This is a genomic window from Azospirillum melinis (assembly GCF_013340935.1).
Lineage (GTDB): Bacteria > Pseudomonadota > Alphaproteobacteria > Azospirillales > Azospirillaceae > Azospirillum > Azospirillum melinis.
Genome location: NZ_WHOS01000022.1, coordinates 16,344 through 31,541 on the forward strand (window position 1 = coordinate 16,344; position 15,198 = coordinate 31,541).

A 15,198-nucleotide genomic window follows, 5' to 3' on the forward strand; every position below is an offset into this window, starting at 1 on the left:
CGCGGAAGTCAGGTGTTGAGGCGGCGGCCGAGGAACAGCAGGGGGCCGCGCTGGCAGGCGTCGGTGAAGCCGGCGCGCTGGTAGAACTCGACATTGCGGGCGAAGACGGCGGTGACCAGATGCACGCCGGGCAAGCCGTCGTCCCGGCAATCCTCGGCGAAGCGGTCGACCAACCGGCGTCCCAGCCCGTGTTCCCGCCAGCCCGGCCGGACATTCACATGGAAATGGGCGGGGTAGGCGGCGAAATGATCGGCGAAGGCCTCGTATTTCGGGACGCGCCGGGCCAGTTCGACCGTGCCGGCGCTGTCCTTGCAGCCGGTGAGGTAGCCGACGACCTGTCCGTCGGCCGCCACCGCCATCCAGATGTCCCGCGGTGCCTCATCCACGAACCAGCCGGTCCAGGTGGCGAGGAAGGCGGCGCGATCGACAGCGGACGCGAACTCCGTCCGGGTGGTGGAGGCGAAGAAGATCTCCTCCAACGCCGCCAGCGCCGCCCCGCGGTCGGGCAGGGCGGTCAGCCGTTCCAGCCGGATGCGGTCCTCTGCGGTCATTTCCGTTGGGCGGTCTCGACCGACAGGTTGCGTGGCGCCAGCATGGTGTAGTGACCGCGCGCCTTCATCACGCCGGCCCCTTCCTCCGCCTGCGGGCCATGGCCCCAGAACAGGTCGCCGCGCACGGGGCCCTTGATGGCGCCGCCGGTGTCCTGCGCCATCACCAGGCGGTTGATGGCGCCGCCCGGAACCGGGGCGTCGCGCACCTCCAGCCACAGCGGCACGCCCAGCGGTATATGCTCGGCATCCACCGCAAGGCTGCGGCCGGGGGTCAGCTCCATGTTGCGGGCACCGCGGGCGCCGACCTCGGGCTTCACCTTGAAGAAGACGTAGGAGGGGTTGAGGTTCATCACCCGCTGGGCCTCGGCCGGATGCTCCTTCAGCCAGCGCCGGATCGTCTGCAAGGACATCTGTTCCGGCGTGGCGTCGCCGATGTCGATGATATGGCGGCCGATCGGGTAATAGCTGTGACCGTTCTGGCCGGCGTAATGGATGCCGACCACCGAGCCGTCGGCCATGACCGCCCGGCCGGAGCCCTGTATTTCCAGGAAGAAGGCGTCGACCGGGTCGTCCACCCACATCAGTTCCAGACCCTTGCCCTTCAAGGCGCCGTTTTCGATGCGGGCGCGGCTGGGCAGGCCGTTCTTGCCGCGCGACGGCATGCGGTAGAGCGGAACGTTGTAACGCTCGGTCCGGGTCCAGCTGCCGTGCAGCTCGATCTCGTAATAGCCGGTGAAGAGGCCGTTCTCGCCGTTGCTGACGTCGCGTGGGGTGAAGAAGGTCTCGAAGAAGCGGCGGGCCGCCTCGCTGTCGCCGGGGGGCAGGTCGCGGGCGGCGGCGCAGATGGCGCGCCAGTCGTCGGTGGTGCCGGCGGCGCGCAGTTGCCCCAGCGACTTGCCCGGCGGCTGGTTCTTCACCCAGCCGCAGGTCCGCTGCACCGCCGGCACCGCCTGGGCGTGGTCGTCGTCGATCCAGCCGGCGAGGTGACGGAAATCGGGCGAGACCTGATCCCAGGTCGGGCGCTGGGCGGTCCGCCGCTGCCCGTCCACCGTCGGGGCAGTGCCGGCGCAGGCCGCCAGCGTCGCCAGCAGCCCTCCCATCAGCGCCATCCGCAGGCCATGGCCTGCGGCTTTCCTCACGTCACGCGCACACGCCACCCCAGCCGCAGCCGCCATCGCGCACTCCGCCACCAGCATCCGATATGTCCGTCGAAGACCCCCGACCGGTATCCCGCCCCTGGCGGTCCGGTCACGACAAGGTCACATCACCCGACCGTTTGTGCCGGTGGTTACCCCGAGTCGTCAATCCCCAACCTGCACTTTCGGATAGGTCGCGTCCGCTTGTCACGGGCGTGGGCGCGGCAGGACGGTTCGGGGGCCGAGCGGAGCTGCCGCGCGGCGGCAGGACGTGACAGAACGCGGCAAACGCGGTATCGACAGCCCATACGTGAAGGACCGTCCGCAATTTGCATCCCGTCCCCGACCCGCAAGGGGGGAACATGCGGGCGGCCGGTCCTGTTCGCCGCCATGTGACACCCCAAGGGACCAGACGCCATGACACCCGCCGCCCGCCTCCAGGCGGTCATCGATCTGCTGACCGAGATCGACGAGACCCCTCGCCCCGCCGACGCGGTGATGAGCGCCTATTTCCGCAACCGCCGCTACATCGGCTCGAAGGACCGCACCGCCATCGCCCAGATGGCCTACGCGATCCTGCGCCGCCATGCCCGGCTCGGCTGGTGGATCGAGCGCGGCGGCTATGAGCGCGCCACCCCGCGCGCCCGCGTCCTGGCCTATCTGCTGCTCGAAGAGAACCGCAACGCCGGCGTGGTGCTGGAGATGTTCAGCGGCGGCAAGTTCGCCCCGGCCCGCCTGACCGACGACGAGCTGGCGATGGTCGGCAAGCTGGAAAGCCATACGATGGACCATCCCGACATGCCGGAAACGGTGCGGGTGGAATGTCCGGATTGGGCGGAAGCGCCGATGCGCGCCTCGCTCGGCGACCGCTTCGGGGTCGAAATGGAGAAGCTGCTGGAGGCGGCCCCGCTCGACCTGCGCATCAACCCGCTGAAGGCCAACCAGCAGAGCGCGATCAAGGCGCTGGCCAAGGCGCAGATCACGGCGGAAACCACGCAGTGGTCGCCGCTGGGCCTGCGGGTGAAGGGCCGTCCGCCGCTCGGCAGCGTCGACGCCTTCAAGGACGGCCTGGTCGAGATCCAGGACGAGGGCTCGCAGCTGGTCGCGCTGGCCGTCGCGCCGAAGCCCGGCCATCAGGTGGTGGATTTCTGCGCCGGTGCCGGCGGCAAGACGCTGGCCGTGGCGGCGCTGATGAAGAACAAAGGCCGCGTCGTCGCCTGCGACGTGCTGGACAAGCGCCTGAAGCGCGCCGCCGAGCGGTTCCGCCGCGCCGGCCTGCACAACATCGAGGCGCATCCGCTGACCAGCGAGCGCGATCCCTGGGTGAAGCGCCACAAGCGCAAGTTTGACCGCGTGCTCGTCGATGCGCCGTGCTCCGGCACCGGCACCTGGCGCCGCAACCCCGACGCCCGCTGGCGCCAGCTGGGTCCGGGGCTGGAGCAGCTGCTGCCGCTTCAGGCCAACATCCTCGACAGCGCGGCGCGTCTGGTGAAGCCGGGCGGGCGGCTGATCTACGCCACCTGCTCCATGCTGCATGACGAGAACGAGGCGCAGGTCGAGGCCTTCCTGCAGACCCATCACGACTTCATCGTGAAGCCGGTCGCCGAGGTCTGGGCGGAGGAGGAGGCCGGCGCGCCGCCGCCGGTCGACGGTCCGTACCTGCGCCTGACGCCTGCCCGCCACGACACCGACGGCTTCTTCGCCGCCGTGCTGGAACGCCGCGCCGAGGAGACGGTGTCGGAGGAGAGCGTTTCCGACGTCGGCATCGAGCAGGGTGAGGTCGATCCCGTCGAGCTGGCCAAGGCGATCGATGCGTGAGCGAGGGGGAGGGGGCGTCTCCCTCTCCCCACCCTTGACAGCCGGGGTGGCGCGCTCCTTATCGGTGGGGTAGGCTTTCCGCCGTCGAGACCATCCGGGCGCGTTCGCCCAACCCCTCAAGAGGACCAGATGAAGTTCTCCTTCGCCAAGCTGTCCCTGCCGGCCTCCGGCGTGCTCGCCGTGACCGTCGCCGCCGACCGCAGCCTCGGCCTGATCGGGCGCGAGCTGGATCAGAAGACCGGCGGGGCGCTGGCCCGCGCCATGGCCGCCGCCCGCTTCAACGGCAAGAAGGACGAGACGCTGACGCTGCTCGCCCCGGCCGGGACCGAGCTTGACCGCATCCTGCTGGTCGGCATCGGCAAGGGCGCCGACCTGACCGATCTGGTTCTCCAGTCCGCCGGCGGCGCCATCGCCGTGCAGCTGGACAAGGCCGCCGACGAGGCGGCGCTGCTGGTCGAACTGCCGGAGGGGACCGCCCTGTCGCCGGCCGCCGCCGCGGCCGAGATCGCCTTCGGCGCGCAGCTGCGCTCCTACAAGTTCGACAAGTACCGCACCAACGACCGGAAGTCCGACAAGAAGGAGCCGAAGCCCAGCCTGCGCAAGCTGACGCTGCTGGTCGAGGATGACGGCGCGGCCAAGTCGGCCTTCAAGAAGCTGGACACGCTGGCCGACGCCATCCGCTTCACCCGCGATCTGGTGTCGGAGCCGGCCAACGTCATCTATCCGGAAAGCCTTGCCGAGAAGACGAAGGAGCTGGAGCAGTTCGGCGTCGAGGTCGAGATCCTCGACCAGAAGAAGCTGCGCAAGCTCGGCATGGGCGCCCTGCTGGGCGTCGCCCAGGGCAGCGCCTGCGAGCCGCGCGTCGTCGTCATGCGCTGGAACGGCAACCCGGAGGCCGACGACAAGCGTCCGGTCGCCTTCATCGGCAAGGGCGTGACCTTCGACAGCGGCGGCATCTCGATCAAGGGTGCGGCCGGCATGGAAGACATGAAGTGGGACATGGGCGGCTCCGCCACCGTGATCGGCACCATGTACGCGCTGGCCGCCCGCAAGGCGAAGGTCAATGCCGTCGGCATCGTCGGGCTGGTGGAGAACATGCCGTCCGGCACCGCGCAGCGTCCGGGCGACATCGTCACCTCGGCATCGGGCCAGACCATCGAGGTCATCAACACCGACGCCGAAGGCCGCCTGGTGCTGGCCGACTGCCTGTGGTACGCGCAGGACGTCTACAAGCCCAAGCTGATGGTCGACCTCGCCACCCTGACCGGCGCCATCATCATGGCGCTGGGCCACGAGCATGCCGGCCTGTTCTGCAACGACGACGATCTCGCCATGAACCTGACGGCCGCCGGGCTGAAGGTGGGCCAGCCGGTGTGGCGCATGCCGATGGGCGACGCCTATGACAAGGAGATCGAGTCGCCGGCCGCCGACATGAAGAACACCGGTTCGGGCGGCGGCGCCGGCAGCATCGTCGGCGCGCAGTTCCTGAAGCGCTTCGTCAACGACACGCCGTGGGCGCACATCGACATCGCCGGCGTCGCCTGGGCGAAGAAGGACGGCGCCACGGTTCCGAAGGGGGCGTCGGCCTTCGGCGTGCGGCTGCTCGACCGCTTCGTGGCCGACTTCCACGAAGCCTGACCGCGGAAGGAAATGTCTGCGTGCGTGAAGGGGCCATGACGGAAGTCCGCTTCTACCACCTGCAACGGCGCACGATGGAACAGGCGCTGCCCAAGATCCTGGAGAAGGTTCTTGAGCGGAACTGGCGTGCCGTCGTGCTGGCCGGCTCGGTCGAGCGGGTGGACATGCTGAACCAGCATCTGTGGACCTACGATCCCGGCTCCTTCCTGCCGCACGGGGCTGCGCGCGACGGCTTCGCCGAGCGCCAGCCGGTGTGGCTGACCGACAGCGACGAGAATCCGAACAGCGCCACCGTGCTGGTCACGGTGGATGGCTGCGTCAGCGACCGGATGGATGGCTATGACCTCGTCTGCGACCTGTTCGACGGCAACGACGAGGAGGCGGTGCTGGCCGCCCGCCAGCGCTGGAAGGCCTGCAAGGCAGCCGGCCACAGCCTGACCTATTGGCAGCAGACCGACCGCGGCGGTTGGGAAAAGCGTGCCTGAGCGGCTGCCTTTGACGGTGTCCGTTCATTTCCATTGCATTCGATCCGTTCAGAGGCAAAATTGATTGCCTATGCGGACGGTTCAAAGGTGCATGCTCCGATGAACAGGAGCCAGATCGACCCGGCGCTCGCCCAGCAGGTCAAGGACGCGAGCATCCTGATCGTGGACGACAACCCGTCCAACGTCGAACTCCTGCGGGAAATCCTCAGCCATGACGGGTACAGCCGGGTCCGCGGCGAGACCGATCCGCGCAAGGTGCCTGATCTCTGTGCGGCCGAGCCGTTCGACCTGCTGCTGATCGACATCCGCATGCCGCACATGAGCGGCTTCGACCTGATGGAGCGGCTGAAGCCGGTCTTCGGCGACGATTACGTGCCGATCCTGGTGCTGACCGCCCAGACCGATCAGGAAACCCGGCGCAAGTCGCTGGAACTGGGTGCCAACGATTTCCTGACCAAACCATTCATCGCCTGGGAACTGCTGCACCGTGTCCGCAACATGGTGGAGATCCGCAAGCTCTACCGCCGCGCCGCCGAACAGAACCGCGAGCTTGAACACCGGGTGTCGGAACGCACCGCGGAGCTGTCGGACGCGCTGGAGGCGGCGCGCAAGGCCGACCGCGCCAAGCTGGACTTCCTGGCGGTGATGAGCCACGAGTTGCGCACCCCACTCAACTCCATCATCGGCTTCGCCGACGTGCTGGCGGCCGAGGGGATGGGCAAGCTGGGCCATCCCGATTATTTGGAATATGTGAAGCTGATCGAGGAAAGCGGCCGGTCGCTGCTGACCATGGTCAACAACATTCTCGACTATACGCGCGGCTCCACCGGCTCCATCGAGATCCAGGAAAGCGACGTCAACATCCCGCAACTGCTGGCCGGCTGCGCCGACATGCTGGCGCCGAAGGCTGTGGGCAAGCAGCTGTCGCTCACCGTTCAGCCCTGTCCGCCCTTCCGCATGCGCATCGACCGCCGGCGGCTGCGCGAGATGGTGCTGAACCTGCTCGACAATGCGGTGAAGTTCACCCAGTCCGGCGGCCATGTAGGGGTGGCGGTGGAGGATCGCGGCGAGTTCGTCGGGCTGACAGTGCGCGACGACGGGCCGGGCATCCCGACCGAACTGATGGGCCGCATCTTCAACCCCTTCACCCAGGCCGAACGCTCGCTGGTGCGCCAGCATGAGGGGGTCGGTCTGGGCCTGCCCATCGTGCGGCGCTTCGCCGAACTGCATGGCGGCGGGGTGGAACTGGACAGCGTGTCGGGCCGCGGAACGGCGGTGACAATCCTGCTGCCGAAGGACCGGCTGCTCTAATGCGAGGGGAGGGCGCCGGACGCCTCCCTCCCCGATCCCGCCTGCTCAATGAAAGGTGAACATCTCCGGCGCGGCGCCGACGCGCGCCACCAGCCCGCCGCTGGGCGGCACCGGACGCCACTGGTCGCGCTGGGAATCGACCGGTTCCGACACAACGACCAGGCCATTCTCGCCGCGGCGCCAATAGAGGCTCGGGGGCTTGTCGTCGGAGGCCCAGCGCACCGCCCAAACCCGGTCGCCGTCGGTCCAGGTGGCGGTGAAGCGCAGCGGAGAGGTGATGTCCAGCGCCCGCATCTCGTCGCGGATGGCGTGCAGCACGCGCTGGAAGGCGCCGACCGAATCGCGCTCCAACCCCTGGCCGAGGGCGGCGAGGAAGATCGCCTCGCTGTCGGTGGTGCCGGTGCGGGTGCTGTACAGCTCGTCCGGGATCATCGCCTCCACCCGGCGGCGCAGGCGCGGCCAGTCGCCGACCTGCCCGTTGTGCATGAAGAGGAAGCGCCCGGCCTTGAAGGGGTGGCAGTTGGCCCGGCTGACCGCGGTGCCGGTCGCCGCCCGCACATGGGCGAAGAACAGATGGGAGCGGACATGGCTGCAGATCGATTGCAGATTCTCGTCCGACCAGGCCGGGCGGATCTCGCAATAGCGGCCGGGCTCGGTCCGCTCGCTGTACCAGCCGACGCCGAAACCGTCGCCGTTGGTCTCGGTCTTCGCCTCCGCGGCGTGCATCGACTGTTCGATCAGGGAGTGACAGGGCGTGCAGACCAGCGTTTCCAGGAACACAGGCTCGCCGCAATAGGCAAGAAACCGACACATCGACCGACGCACCATGGCAGCCGCGACAAGGACTGCGTCAATTTGACCCGATGCGCCGTGTGAAACAAGATCCGCCGGTCACGGAACCGTCATGCGCCCCGGCAGGTGTTGCATTTCCGCCGTTCGGACAGGGTCTGCCCCGTTTTTGTCACCAGACGAGTTTGGGCAGGGCGGCGACGCGCAGCGGTCCGACGAACAGGGATCGGTCCTGTACGGTGACCGGGGCGGTGACCACCGGCTCGCCGTTCGGGCCGGTCGGACGGGCCAGCATGGTCAGGACGGTCCTGGCGATGGCCGCCTCGTTCGGGCGCATCATCGGCTTCACCGCATCGAGAACCGCGGGGGCGCCGCGGATTTCCGCGGTTAGCGCCGCCTGAGGCTGCAACTGGGCGTCCAGCGCCAGCGTGCCCGACAGCACCGCCCCCAGCGGCCCCCAGTCCAGCGCCAGCCGGTCGACCTCGACCGTGCCGCCGTCGCGGCTCCAGGCCGACAGGCTGGCCGGCTCCGGCCGCGGTGGGGTTCCCATGACGCGCAGGGTCAGCTCGGTCCGCTTCACCTCGCGGCCCAGGTTCGGCGGCATGCCGTCGGGCAGGGTCAGCCCGTCGGCGGTCAGCGTCAGGGTCAGGCCGGCGGTCCCGCGTTCGGCCGGCGGCTGCTCCGGCTGGGCGGCGCCGATGTCCAGCGCGGCGACCGGTACCGTCTGGCCCGCGACCTGTGCGGTCAGGCCGGTGAAGCGCAGGGCGAGCCGTTCCAGCGTGCCCGACATCCGCATGGTCAGGTCGCCGCTTCCGCCATTCGGAGCCAGGATGTCGACCGGTGGCTGGCCGGGCTGGACGACGGACAGGCGATGTTCGCCGGGAAAGGTGAGCGCGATGCGGGTGGGGTTCCAGGGGGCGGCCTCCGCCACCAGACGCGCGCCCTGCCACTCGGCGCCGCGCGTGGCCAGATGAGGCTTGTCCAGTTCCGCCCGCAGGGTGAGGGGGAAGCCATGGATGGTCAGTCCGCCATGCTCCACCACCGCGCCGTTGGCGCGCTGGTCGGCGACCCAGTTCTCCAGCCCGTCGCGCACGGTGCGGGCCGCCTGCCACCACCACAGCGAATAGGCCACGGCCGGCAGCAGCACCATCATCAGCGCGAGGATGGTCGCGATCCGGCGGCCGGTCAGCAGGCGGCGTGGCGTGGGAGAAAGGGCGTTGGGTTGCATCGGTGGCATGTCCGTTCCATCTCCGTACCGTTATAGCGACCCGGGAACCTGCATGCTAGGCTCGGTGGCTGCCGGTTCGGTTTCGTTTTTCCTGCGAATTTTCCCCAGCGATCTTCCTCAGCGACCCTCAATGGCCCCCGACTCATCGCTTCCGCATCCCGCCTGGACACACGACATCGCCGTCGAGCCCGGCGCCGACCTGTGGGTCTTCGGTTATGGCTCGCTGATGTGGAACCCCGGTTTCCCCTTTGTGGAGCGGCACGCGGCGACCCTGCCGGGATACCATCGCAGCTTCTGCGTCGCCTCCCACCGCTACCGCGGGACGCCGGAACGGCCGGGGCTGGTGCTGGGGCTGGACCGCGGCGGATCCTGCCGCGGCATCGTCTTCCGGGTGGCGGCGGCCGATGTGCCGGCTACGCTCGATTACCTGTGGGAGCGGGAGATGGACAACCGCGTCTATCTGCCGAGGATGCTGCGTGTGCGCCTGCGCGATGGCGGGGCTGTTGAAGGGGGGAAGTCGGTCAGTGCCTGCTGCTTCATCGTCGACCGCAGCCATCCGCAATATTGCCGCGGTCTGGACGAGGCGTCGGTCGTCTGCCGCATCGCCGACTGCTGCGGCCAGCGCGGCCCCAACATCGACTACCTCGCCAACACGGTCGAGCATTTGAAGGAGCTTGGCATCTGCGACGCCCGGCTGTCGAAGCTGTATGACCGGGTGCGTGGCGTTCCGGGGTGATCCGGCGGTCGTTCAGGAAGGCGGACGGCATTTTCAACAACATTTGGGCGGTGTGACGCCGCGCTGGCGCTCCGTTGTCGGGGCGAGCATCTTCATGGGCATGACGATCCTGCGCATCCCGGCTCTGGCCTTCGCGGGAGCGGCACTTGCCCTGGGCGTGATCGCCCCGGCCGGCGCCGCACCGCTGCATCACGACATCGACCTGACGCTCGATCCGGCTGCCGGACGCATGGAGGCGGTGGACCGGCTGACCCTGCCGGCCGGTGCCCAGTCCCTGCGGCTTGACCCGGCGCTGACGGTGCAGGAGGTCCGAGCCGGCGACAGGCCGGTTCCGGTGGACCGCCGCGGCGACCGTCTGCGGCTGGTGGTGCCGGAGGGAGCGGAGGCGGTGACCATCCGCTATGGCGGGCGGCTGCCGGGCTTTGCCGCCGGGACCGGTCTGGCGCTTGATGGCGAAGGCGCCTTCCTGCCGGGGCTGGGCGGCTGGCTGCCCGATCCGGCCTCGGCCGCCGACGAGCCGCCGAGCTGGCGCCTGTCGGTGCGGGTGCCGGCCCCCTATGTCGCGGTCGCCACCGGCCGGCTGGTGGAGGAGGGGAACGAAGCCGGCGGCTACCGCGCGGTGTTCGCGGAGGATCGCAGCGTCGAGGAACCCTCGGTCTTCGCTGGCGCCTGGACGGTGGAGGAGCGGCCGGCCGGACCCTTGCGCCTGCGACTCTACCGCCATCCGGAGCAGACCGGGCTGGCCGACGGCTATCTCGGCCTGTCGGAGCAGGCGATCACGGCGGGGGCGGCCCGCATCGGTGCCTATCCCTTCGACGGCTTCAGCATCGTCTCGGTTCCGCCCCCGGTCGGGCTGGGCTTCCCCGGCCTGACCACGATCGGCCGGGCGGTGCTGCCGCTGCCCTTCATCCGCAGCCAGTCGCTGACCCACGAGATCATGCACAACTGGTGGGGCAACGGTGTCCGGGTGGGCGAGGGCGGCAATTGGGCGGAGGGGCTGACCACCTATATGGCCGACTATGCGGCGGCCCAGGCGCGCGGCGCCGACGCGGCGCGGGCGATGCGGCTCGACTGGCTGCGCGACTATGCCGCTCTGCCGGCCGAGCGCGACCGGCCGCTGACCGACTTCCTGTCCAAGACGCACGATGCCTCGCAGATCGTCGGCTACGGCAAGGCGGCGATGCTGTTCCACATGCTGGAGGCGGAGATCGGCCGCGAGGCCTTCGACGCCGGCATCCGGAAATTCTGGAGCGGCTTTGCCTTCCGCACTGCCGGCTGGTCCGACCTGCGCCGATCCTTCGAGGCTGCGTCCGGCCGCGACCTCGGCGGGCTGTTCGGCCAATGGGTGGAGCGGCGGGGCGCGCCGATGCTGACCCTGGCGGATGCCCACGCCGATGGGGACGGTGTGCTGCTGACCCTGCGGCAGGAGGCCGATGCGCCCTATGCCCTGGCGGTGCCGGTGCGGCTGGAGACGGCGGCCGGAGTGGAGGACCGCGTCGTCCGCCTCGACGGCTGGCAGGCGACGCTGCGGCTGCCCGCCAAAGCGGCGGTAAGGGCTGTGTCGGTCGATCCCGACTTCGACCTGTTCCGCCGTCTGGCGCCGGGAGAGGCGCCGCCGATCCTGCGCGACGTTACCCTGCAGCCGGGTGCCGAGCGGGTGATCGCTGCGGATGGTGACGCGGCAGAGGCGGCACGGGCGCTGACCGGCCGGCTGATCGACGGTGCCGGGAAAGAGGGCGGCGACAAGGCTGCACCGGTGCTACTGGTGGGGACCGACGCTGCGGTGGCACGGGAGTTGGCGCGGCGGGGGCTGTCCCCGGTTCCAGCGGAACTCGCTGGGCGTGGCAGTGCCAGGGTGTGGGTGTCGCGTGCGGCGGACGGGCGGACGGCCCTGGTGGTGTCGGGCGCCGATGCCGAGGCACTGCGCGCGCTGCTCCGGCCGCTGCCGCATTACGGACGGCAAAGCTGGCTGGTGTTCGAGGGAGCGAAGGCGGTGGACCGCGGGGTGTGGGCTGCCGGTGACAGCCCGCTGCGCCGGGTGGTGGGTCGGTAGAGGGAGCGGACGCCACACATGCGGCAAATGTGGCGCCCCGCCTTCGACCTTAGCCTTCTTTCCCTTCGCCCCAGACCAGCCCGTTGAACAGCGGCTCGATCACCGTCTGACCGACGTCGCGGGTGATGAAGACCAGCTTGGTGCGGTGGTCGTCGCTGGGCCAATCCTCCAGCCGGACCGGCGGGTGGAACATGTGCTGGACGCCGTGGACGACCACGGGCAGATCGCTTTCCTGAACGTTCAGCAGTCCCTTCACCCGCAGCAGGTTCTCGCCGGCCTGGGCGATCAGCGCCTCCATGAAATCGACGAAGCCGTTCCAGGGAATCGGCCGGTCGATCACCATGCAGAAGGCGCGGATGTGGTCGTCATGGCGATTGGCGTCATGGTGATGATGCTCATGGCCGCAGTCGGGACCGCAATGGTCGCCATGGTCGTGTTCGTGGTGATGGCCGTGATCGTGCCCATGGTGGTCATGGTCGTGATGCTCGTGCCCGTGGTCGTGATGCCCATGGTCATGATGCCCGTGCGCCTTGGCCTGCTCGTCGCGATAGGCTTCCTCGCGCAGCCAGCGGGCGACGTCAGGGCTCTTGGTCTCCGGATTGTAGAGACCGGCGTCGAACAGCTTGGCCGGATCGATATCGCCATGGGCGGCGGGAATGACCGGGGCGGCCGGGTTGATGGCGGCGAGGCGCTGCATCAGGGCGACGGTCGCCGCCGGGGTGGCGACGTCGGTCTTGGTCAGCACGATGCGGTCGGCGACGGCGGCCTGCTTGACGCTTTCCGGCTGGCGGTCGAGCTGGAGCGAGCCGTGCGCCGCATCGACCGTGGCGATGACGCCGTCCAGGCGGAAGCGGGCGGCCAGTAGCGGGTCCGACATCAGGGTGTGGATGATCGGCGCCGGGTCGGCGAGGCCGGTCGTCTCCACCACCACCCGGTCGAAATCGGGGATTTCTCCCTTCACCCGCTTCAGGAACAGGTCGCGCAGCGTGTCGACCAGATCACCGCGGATGGTGCAGCACAGGCAGCCGCTGTCCATCAGCACCATATTCTCCGACGCCTTGGCGACCAGAAGATGGTCGAGCCCGACCTCGCCGAACTCGTTGATGACGATGGCGGTGCGGGCCATGGCCGGGTTGCGCAGCAGGGCCTGGAGCAGCGTGGTCTTGCCGCTGCCGAGGAAGCCGGTCAGCACCGAGACGGGAAGACGGGCGGGAGGGGCGGCGGGAGCGCTCAACGGGGATTCTCCTGACAGGATTTGCACAGGCCGCGCACCTCGACGGTGGGGCGCTGGACACGGAAGCCGCGCCCGGCCGCCGCGGCGTCAATGGCGGCGCCGACACCCGGATCGTCGATCTCGGCGGCGTCGCCGCAGGCCTCGCACACCAGGAACTGCCCGGAATGGACATCCCCTGGTGCTGCACAGCCGACATAGGCGTTCAGCGATTCGATGCGGTGGACCAGCCCCTGTTCGACCAGGAACTCCAGCGCGCGGTAGACGGTCAGCGGTGCCGCCGCCTTGCCCTCCTGCTGGCTGAGATCCTCCAGGATCGCATAGGCGCCGCGCGGCCGGTGGCTGGACCATACCAGCTCCAGCACACGGCGGCGCAGCGCGGTCAGCCGCGCCCCCCGTTCGGCGCACAGCGCGTCGGCACGGGTCAGGGCATCTGCGATACAGTGGGTGTGGTCATGAAGCGCGGACATGGGTGTTACTTTATAACGCTCTGCCGGCCGTTGCAACCCGGCCAAGGGAAAAGGCGGCCCCGGGGGAGGAGCCGCCTTGCCGAGTGGCGATTGTTTTTCTTGGGGCCGTCTTTTTCAAGAGCCGGGACGTGACGCGACCGCGGGGCAGGGGTCGCCGTCCTTCTCGCTGACCCATTGGGGACGGGCAGGGCGGCCGCACCGGGCCGCTTTTCGTACGATAGCGGTCCGGCATGACCGTTTGCGGGCGTGCCGGTTACCGTTCGATGAAGATTGCCCGTCAGTCGGCCGTCTCCACCTTCCCCTTGCGCTCGTTGTAGAGGGCCAGCGCCCGGTCGCGCGCAACGGCATGGTCGAGGATCGGGCGCGGGTAATCGTCGTCCAACCGGACGCCGGCCTGCCGCAGAACCTCGGTCGGCGCCGCCCATGGCTGGTGGATCCAGCGCGGCGGCAGCCGGTTGAGTTCGGGCACGTAGCGGCGCACGTAATCCCCCTCCGGATCGAATTTCTCGCCCTGCAGGACGGGATTGAAGACGCGGAAGAAGGGAGCGGCGTCGGCGCCGCAGCCGGCCACCCACTGCCAGTTGCCGGCATTCTGGGCCAGATCGCCGTCGACCAGCGTGTCCCAGAACCAGCGCTCCCCCTCCTGCCAGGGCAGCAGCAGATCCTTGATCAGGAAGGAGGCGACAATCATCCGCACCCGGTTGTGCATCCAGCCGGTTTCCCACAGCTGGCGCATGCCGGCATCGACGATGGGATAGCCGGTACGCCCGCGTTGCCAGGCCCGCAGGCCGGCCGCGTCCTCGCGCCAGGGGAAGTCGGCGAAGCGGCGGTCGAGCGGGCTGTCGGGAAGCTCCGGCGCATGGTGCAGCAGGTGGTGCTGGAACTCGCGCCAGCCGATCTCGCGCAGGAAGACCTCGACGCCGGGCGCCAGTTCCGGCCGTGCGTCGGCGGCATGGCGGGCGGCGTGCCAGACCTGCCGTGGCCCGATCTCTCCGAAGGCGAGATAAGGCGACAGGGTGGACGTGCCGGGATGGTCCGGCCGGTCGCGCTCCGTCCCATAGACCCCGACCGGCCCGTCGAGGAAATCGGCGAGGCGCGACCGCGCAGCCGTCTCCCCCGGCACCCAGCGCTTGCGCATGCCCGCGGCCCAGTCGGGCTTGGTCGGCAACAGGTCCCAGCTTTCGAGCGTGTCACTGGCCGGCGCGGATTTCGGTGTCTTCAGCGCAGCGGGGGCGCGGGTCGGCAGCGGCGGGTCGAGTGTGGCCGACAGGTGGCGCCAGAAGGGGGTGAAGACCTTGAACGGACCGCCGCTCTTGTTCTTGACGGTCCAGGGTTCGGCCAGCAGGCCGGCATTGAAGCTGCGCGCATCGACACCGCGTGCCTTCAGCCGTTCCTTGATCGTCGCGTCGCGGGCGGTCTGGGCGGGGGCGTAGCGGCGGTTCCACAGCACACATTCCGCACCGGTTTCCGCGATCAGCTTTTCCAGCACCGCCCCCGGCTCGCCCCGGCGCAGCAGCAATGGCGAGCCATGGTGGGCGCAGCAGGTGGCGAGCCGCTCCAGGCTGCCATGCAGCCACCAGCGCTGCGCCCCGCCCAGCGGCCAGGGATCGCCGGTATCCTCTTCCAGGATGTAGAGCGGGATGACCGGCGCGCCGCGTTCCACCGAAGCCTGGGCGGCGGCGGTCAGCGCCGGGTTGTCGGCAAGGCGCAGGTCGTTGCGGAACCAGACGATGATGGGAGAGGCGGACATGC

General features: G+C 69.4%; 13 protein-coding genes. 6 read left to right on the forward strand and 7 right to left on the reverse strand.

Translation table 11 applies throughout. The annotated features are described in order from the left end of the window. Positions 1-8: 8 nt before the first annotated feature. Positions 9-551, reverse strand: coding sequence for a GNAT family N-acetyltransferase (locus GBZ48_RS17600; RefSeq protein WP_174472192.1), 543 nt, complete (start codon positions 549-551; stop codon positions 9-11). Then, positions 548-1,726, reverse strand: coding sequence for a murein transglycosylase A (gene mltA / locus GBZ48_RS17605; RefSeq protein WP_246307268.1), 1,179 nt, complete (start codon positions 1,724-1,726; stop codon positions 548-550). Before mltA ends, GBZ48_RS17600 begins: the two co-directional genes overlap by 4 nt. 378 nt (positions 1,727-2,104) lie before the next feature. Between mltA and GBZ48_RS17610 the strand changes: the two genes are divergently transcribed. From GBZ48_RS17610 to GBZ48_RS17625, 4 genes are all read left to right on the forward strand, one after another. Next, positions 2,105-3,505, forward strand: coding sequence for an RsmB/NOP family class I SAM-dependent RNA methyltransferase (locus GBZ48_RS17610; protein ID WP_174472194.1), 1,401 nt, complete (start codon positions 2,105-2,107; stop codon positions 3,503-3,505). 129 nt (positions 3,506-3,634) lie between these two features. Continuing rightward, positions 3,635-5,143 (forward strand): leucyl aminopeptidase, encoded by a 1,509-nt coding sequence (locus tag GBZ48_RS17615; RefSeq protein ID WP_174472195.1) that lies wholly within the window; start codon positions 3,635-3,637, stop codon positions 5,141-5,143. Positions 5,144-5,178: 35 nt separating this feature from the next. Beyond that, a complete protein-coding gene (locus tag GBZ48_RS17620) occupies positions 5,179-5,628 on the forward strand; it encodes a DNA polymerase III subunit chi (protein ID WP_174472196.1) in 450 nt (149 codons plus the stop codon). 99 nt (positions 5,629-5,727) lie between these two features. Beyond that, entirely contained in the window at positions 5,728-6,939 is a 1,212-nt protein-coding gene (locus tag GBZ48_RS17625) for an ATP-binding response regulator (protein WP_174472197.1), read from the forward strand. A gap of 45 nt (positions 6,940-6,984) precedes the next feature. On the opposite strand, the gene GBZ48_RS17630 is transcribed toward GBZ48_RS17625, so the two are convergent. Beyond that, positions 6,985-7,752, reverse strand: coding sequence for a class II glutamine amidotransferase (locus GBZ48_RS17630; protein ID WP_174472198.1), 768 nt, complete (start codon positions 7,750-7,752; stop codon positions 6,985-6,987). 148 nt (positions 7,753-7,900) lie between these two features. Then, a complete protein-coding gene (locus tag GBZ48_RS17635) occupies positions 7,901-8,965 on the reverse strand; it encodes a DUF2125 domain-containing protein (RefSeq protein WP_174472199.1) in 1,065 nt (354 codons plus the stop codon). 121 nt (positions 8,966-9,086) lie between these two features. On the opposite strand from GBZ48_RS17635, the gene GBZ48_RS17640 reads away from it, so the two are divergent. Further along, the gene (locus GBZ48_RS17640; protein WP_174472200.1) at positions 9,087-9,692 is read left to right on the forward strand and encodes a gamma-glutamylcyclotransferase; all 606 of its coding nucleotides are present in this window, start codon (positions 9,087-9,089) and stop codon (positions 9,690-9,692) included. A 94-nt stretch (positions 9,693-9,786) separates the two neighbouring features. Further along, the gene (locus GBZ48_RS17645) at positions 9,787-11,745 is read left to right on the forward strand and encodes a M1 family metallopeptidase (protein ID WP_174472201.1); all 1,959 of its coding nucleotides are present in this window, start codon (positions 9,787-9,789) and stop codon (positions 11,743-11,745) included. A 49-nt stretch (positions 11,746-11,794) separates the two neighbouring features. Here GBZ48_RS17645 and GBZ48_RS17650 read toward each other — a convergent pair whose 3' ends face one another. The 3 genes from GBZ48_RS17650 to GBZ48_RS17660 all read right to left on the reverse strand — a co-directional run bounded on the left by GBZ48_RS17650 (position 11,795) and on the right by GBZ48_RS17660 (position 15,196). Continuing rightward, the gene (locus GBZ48_RS17650) at positions 11,795-13,006 is read right to left on the reverse strand and encodes a GTP-binding protein (RefSeq protein ID WP_174472202.1); all 1,212 of its coding nucleotides are present in this window, start codon (positions 13,004-13,006) and stop codon (positions 11,795-11,797) included. Further along, on the reverse strand, positions 12,976-13,446 hold the full coding sequence (locus tag GBZ48_RS17655) for a Fur family transcriptional regulator (protein ID WP_098739505.1): 471 nt from the start codon (positions 13,444-13,446) through the stop codon (positions 12,976-12,978). The genes GBZ48_RS17650 and GBZ48_RS17655 overlap by 31 nt, the downstream gene beginning before the upstream one ends. 277 nt (positions 13,447-13,723) lie before the next feature. Then, on the reverse strand, positions 13,724-15,196 hold the full coding sequence (locus GBZ48_RS17660; RefSeq protein WP_174472203.1) for a cryptochrome/photolyase family protein: 1,473 nt from the start codon (positions 15,194-15,196) through the stop codon (positions 13,724-13,726). Positions 15,197-15,198 lie beyond the last annotated feature (2 nt).

Bases quoted from the DNA above. Each gene is read 5' to 3' on its own strand.
- GBZ48_RS17655 (WP_098739505.1), bottom strand. From the start codon at position 13,446: ATGTCCGCGCTTCATGACCACACCCACTGTATCGCAGATGCCCTGACC.
- GBZ48_RS17645 (WP_174472201.1), top strand. From the start codon at position 9,787: ATGGGCATGACGATCCTGCGCATCCCGGCTCTGGCCTTCGCGGGAGCG.
- GBZ48_RS17600 (WP_174472192.1), bottom strand. From the start codon at position 551: ATGACCGCAGAGGACCGCATCCGGCTGGAACGGCTGACCGCCCTGCCC.
- GBZ48_RS17615 (WP_174472195.1), top strand. From the start codon at position 3,635: ATGAAGTTCTCCTTCGCCAAGCTGTCCCTGCCGGCCTCCGGCGTGCTC.
- mltA (WP_246307268.1), bottom strand. From the start codon at position 1,726: ATGGCGGCTGCGGCTGGGGTGGCGTGTGCGCGTGACGTGAGGAAAGCC.
- GBZ48_RS17625 (WP_174472197.1), top strand. From the start codon at position 5,728: ATGAACAGGAGCCAGATCGACCCGGCGCTCGCCCAGCAGGTCAAGGAC.
- GBZ48_RS17630 (WP_174472198.1), bottom strand. From the start codon at position 7,752: ATGTGTCGGTTTCTTGCCTATTGCGGCGAGCCTGTGTTCCTGGAAACG.
- GBZ48_RS17610 (WP_174472194.1), top strand. From the start codon at position 2,105: ATGACACCCGCCGCCCGCCTCCAGGCGGTCATCGATCTGCTGACCGAG.
- GBZ48_RS17640 (WP_174472200.1), top strand. From the start codon at position 9,087: ATGGCCCCCGACTCATCGCTTCCGCATCCCGCCTGGACACACGACATC.
- GBZ48_RS17620 (WP_174472196.1), top strand. From the start codon at position 5,179: ATGACGGAAGTCCGCTTCTACCACCTGCAACGGCGCACGATGGAACAG.
- GBZ48_RS17660 (WP_174472203.1), bottom strand. From the start codon at position 15,196: ATGTCCGCCTCTCCCATCATCGTCTGGTTCCGCAACGACCTGCGCCTT.
- GBZ48_RS17635 (WP_174472199.1), bottom strand. From the start codon at position 8,965: ATGCCACCGATGCAACCCAACGCCCTTTCTCCCACGCCACGCCGCCTG.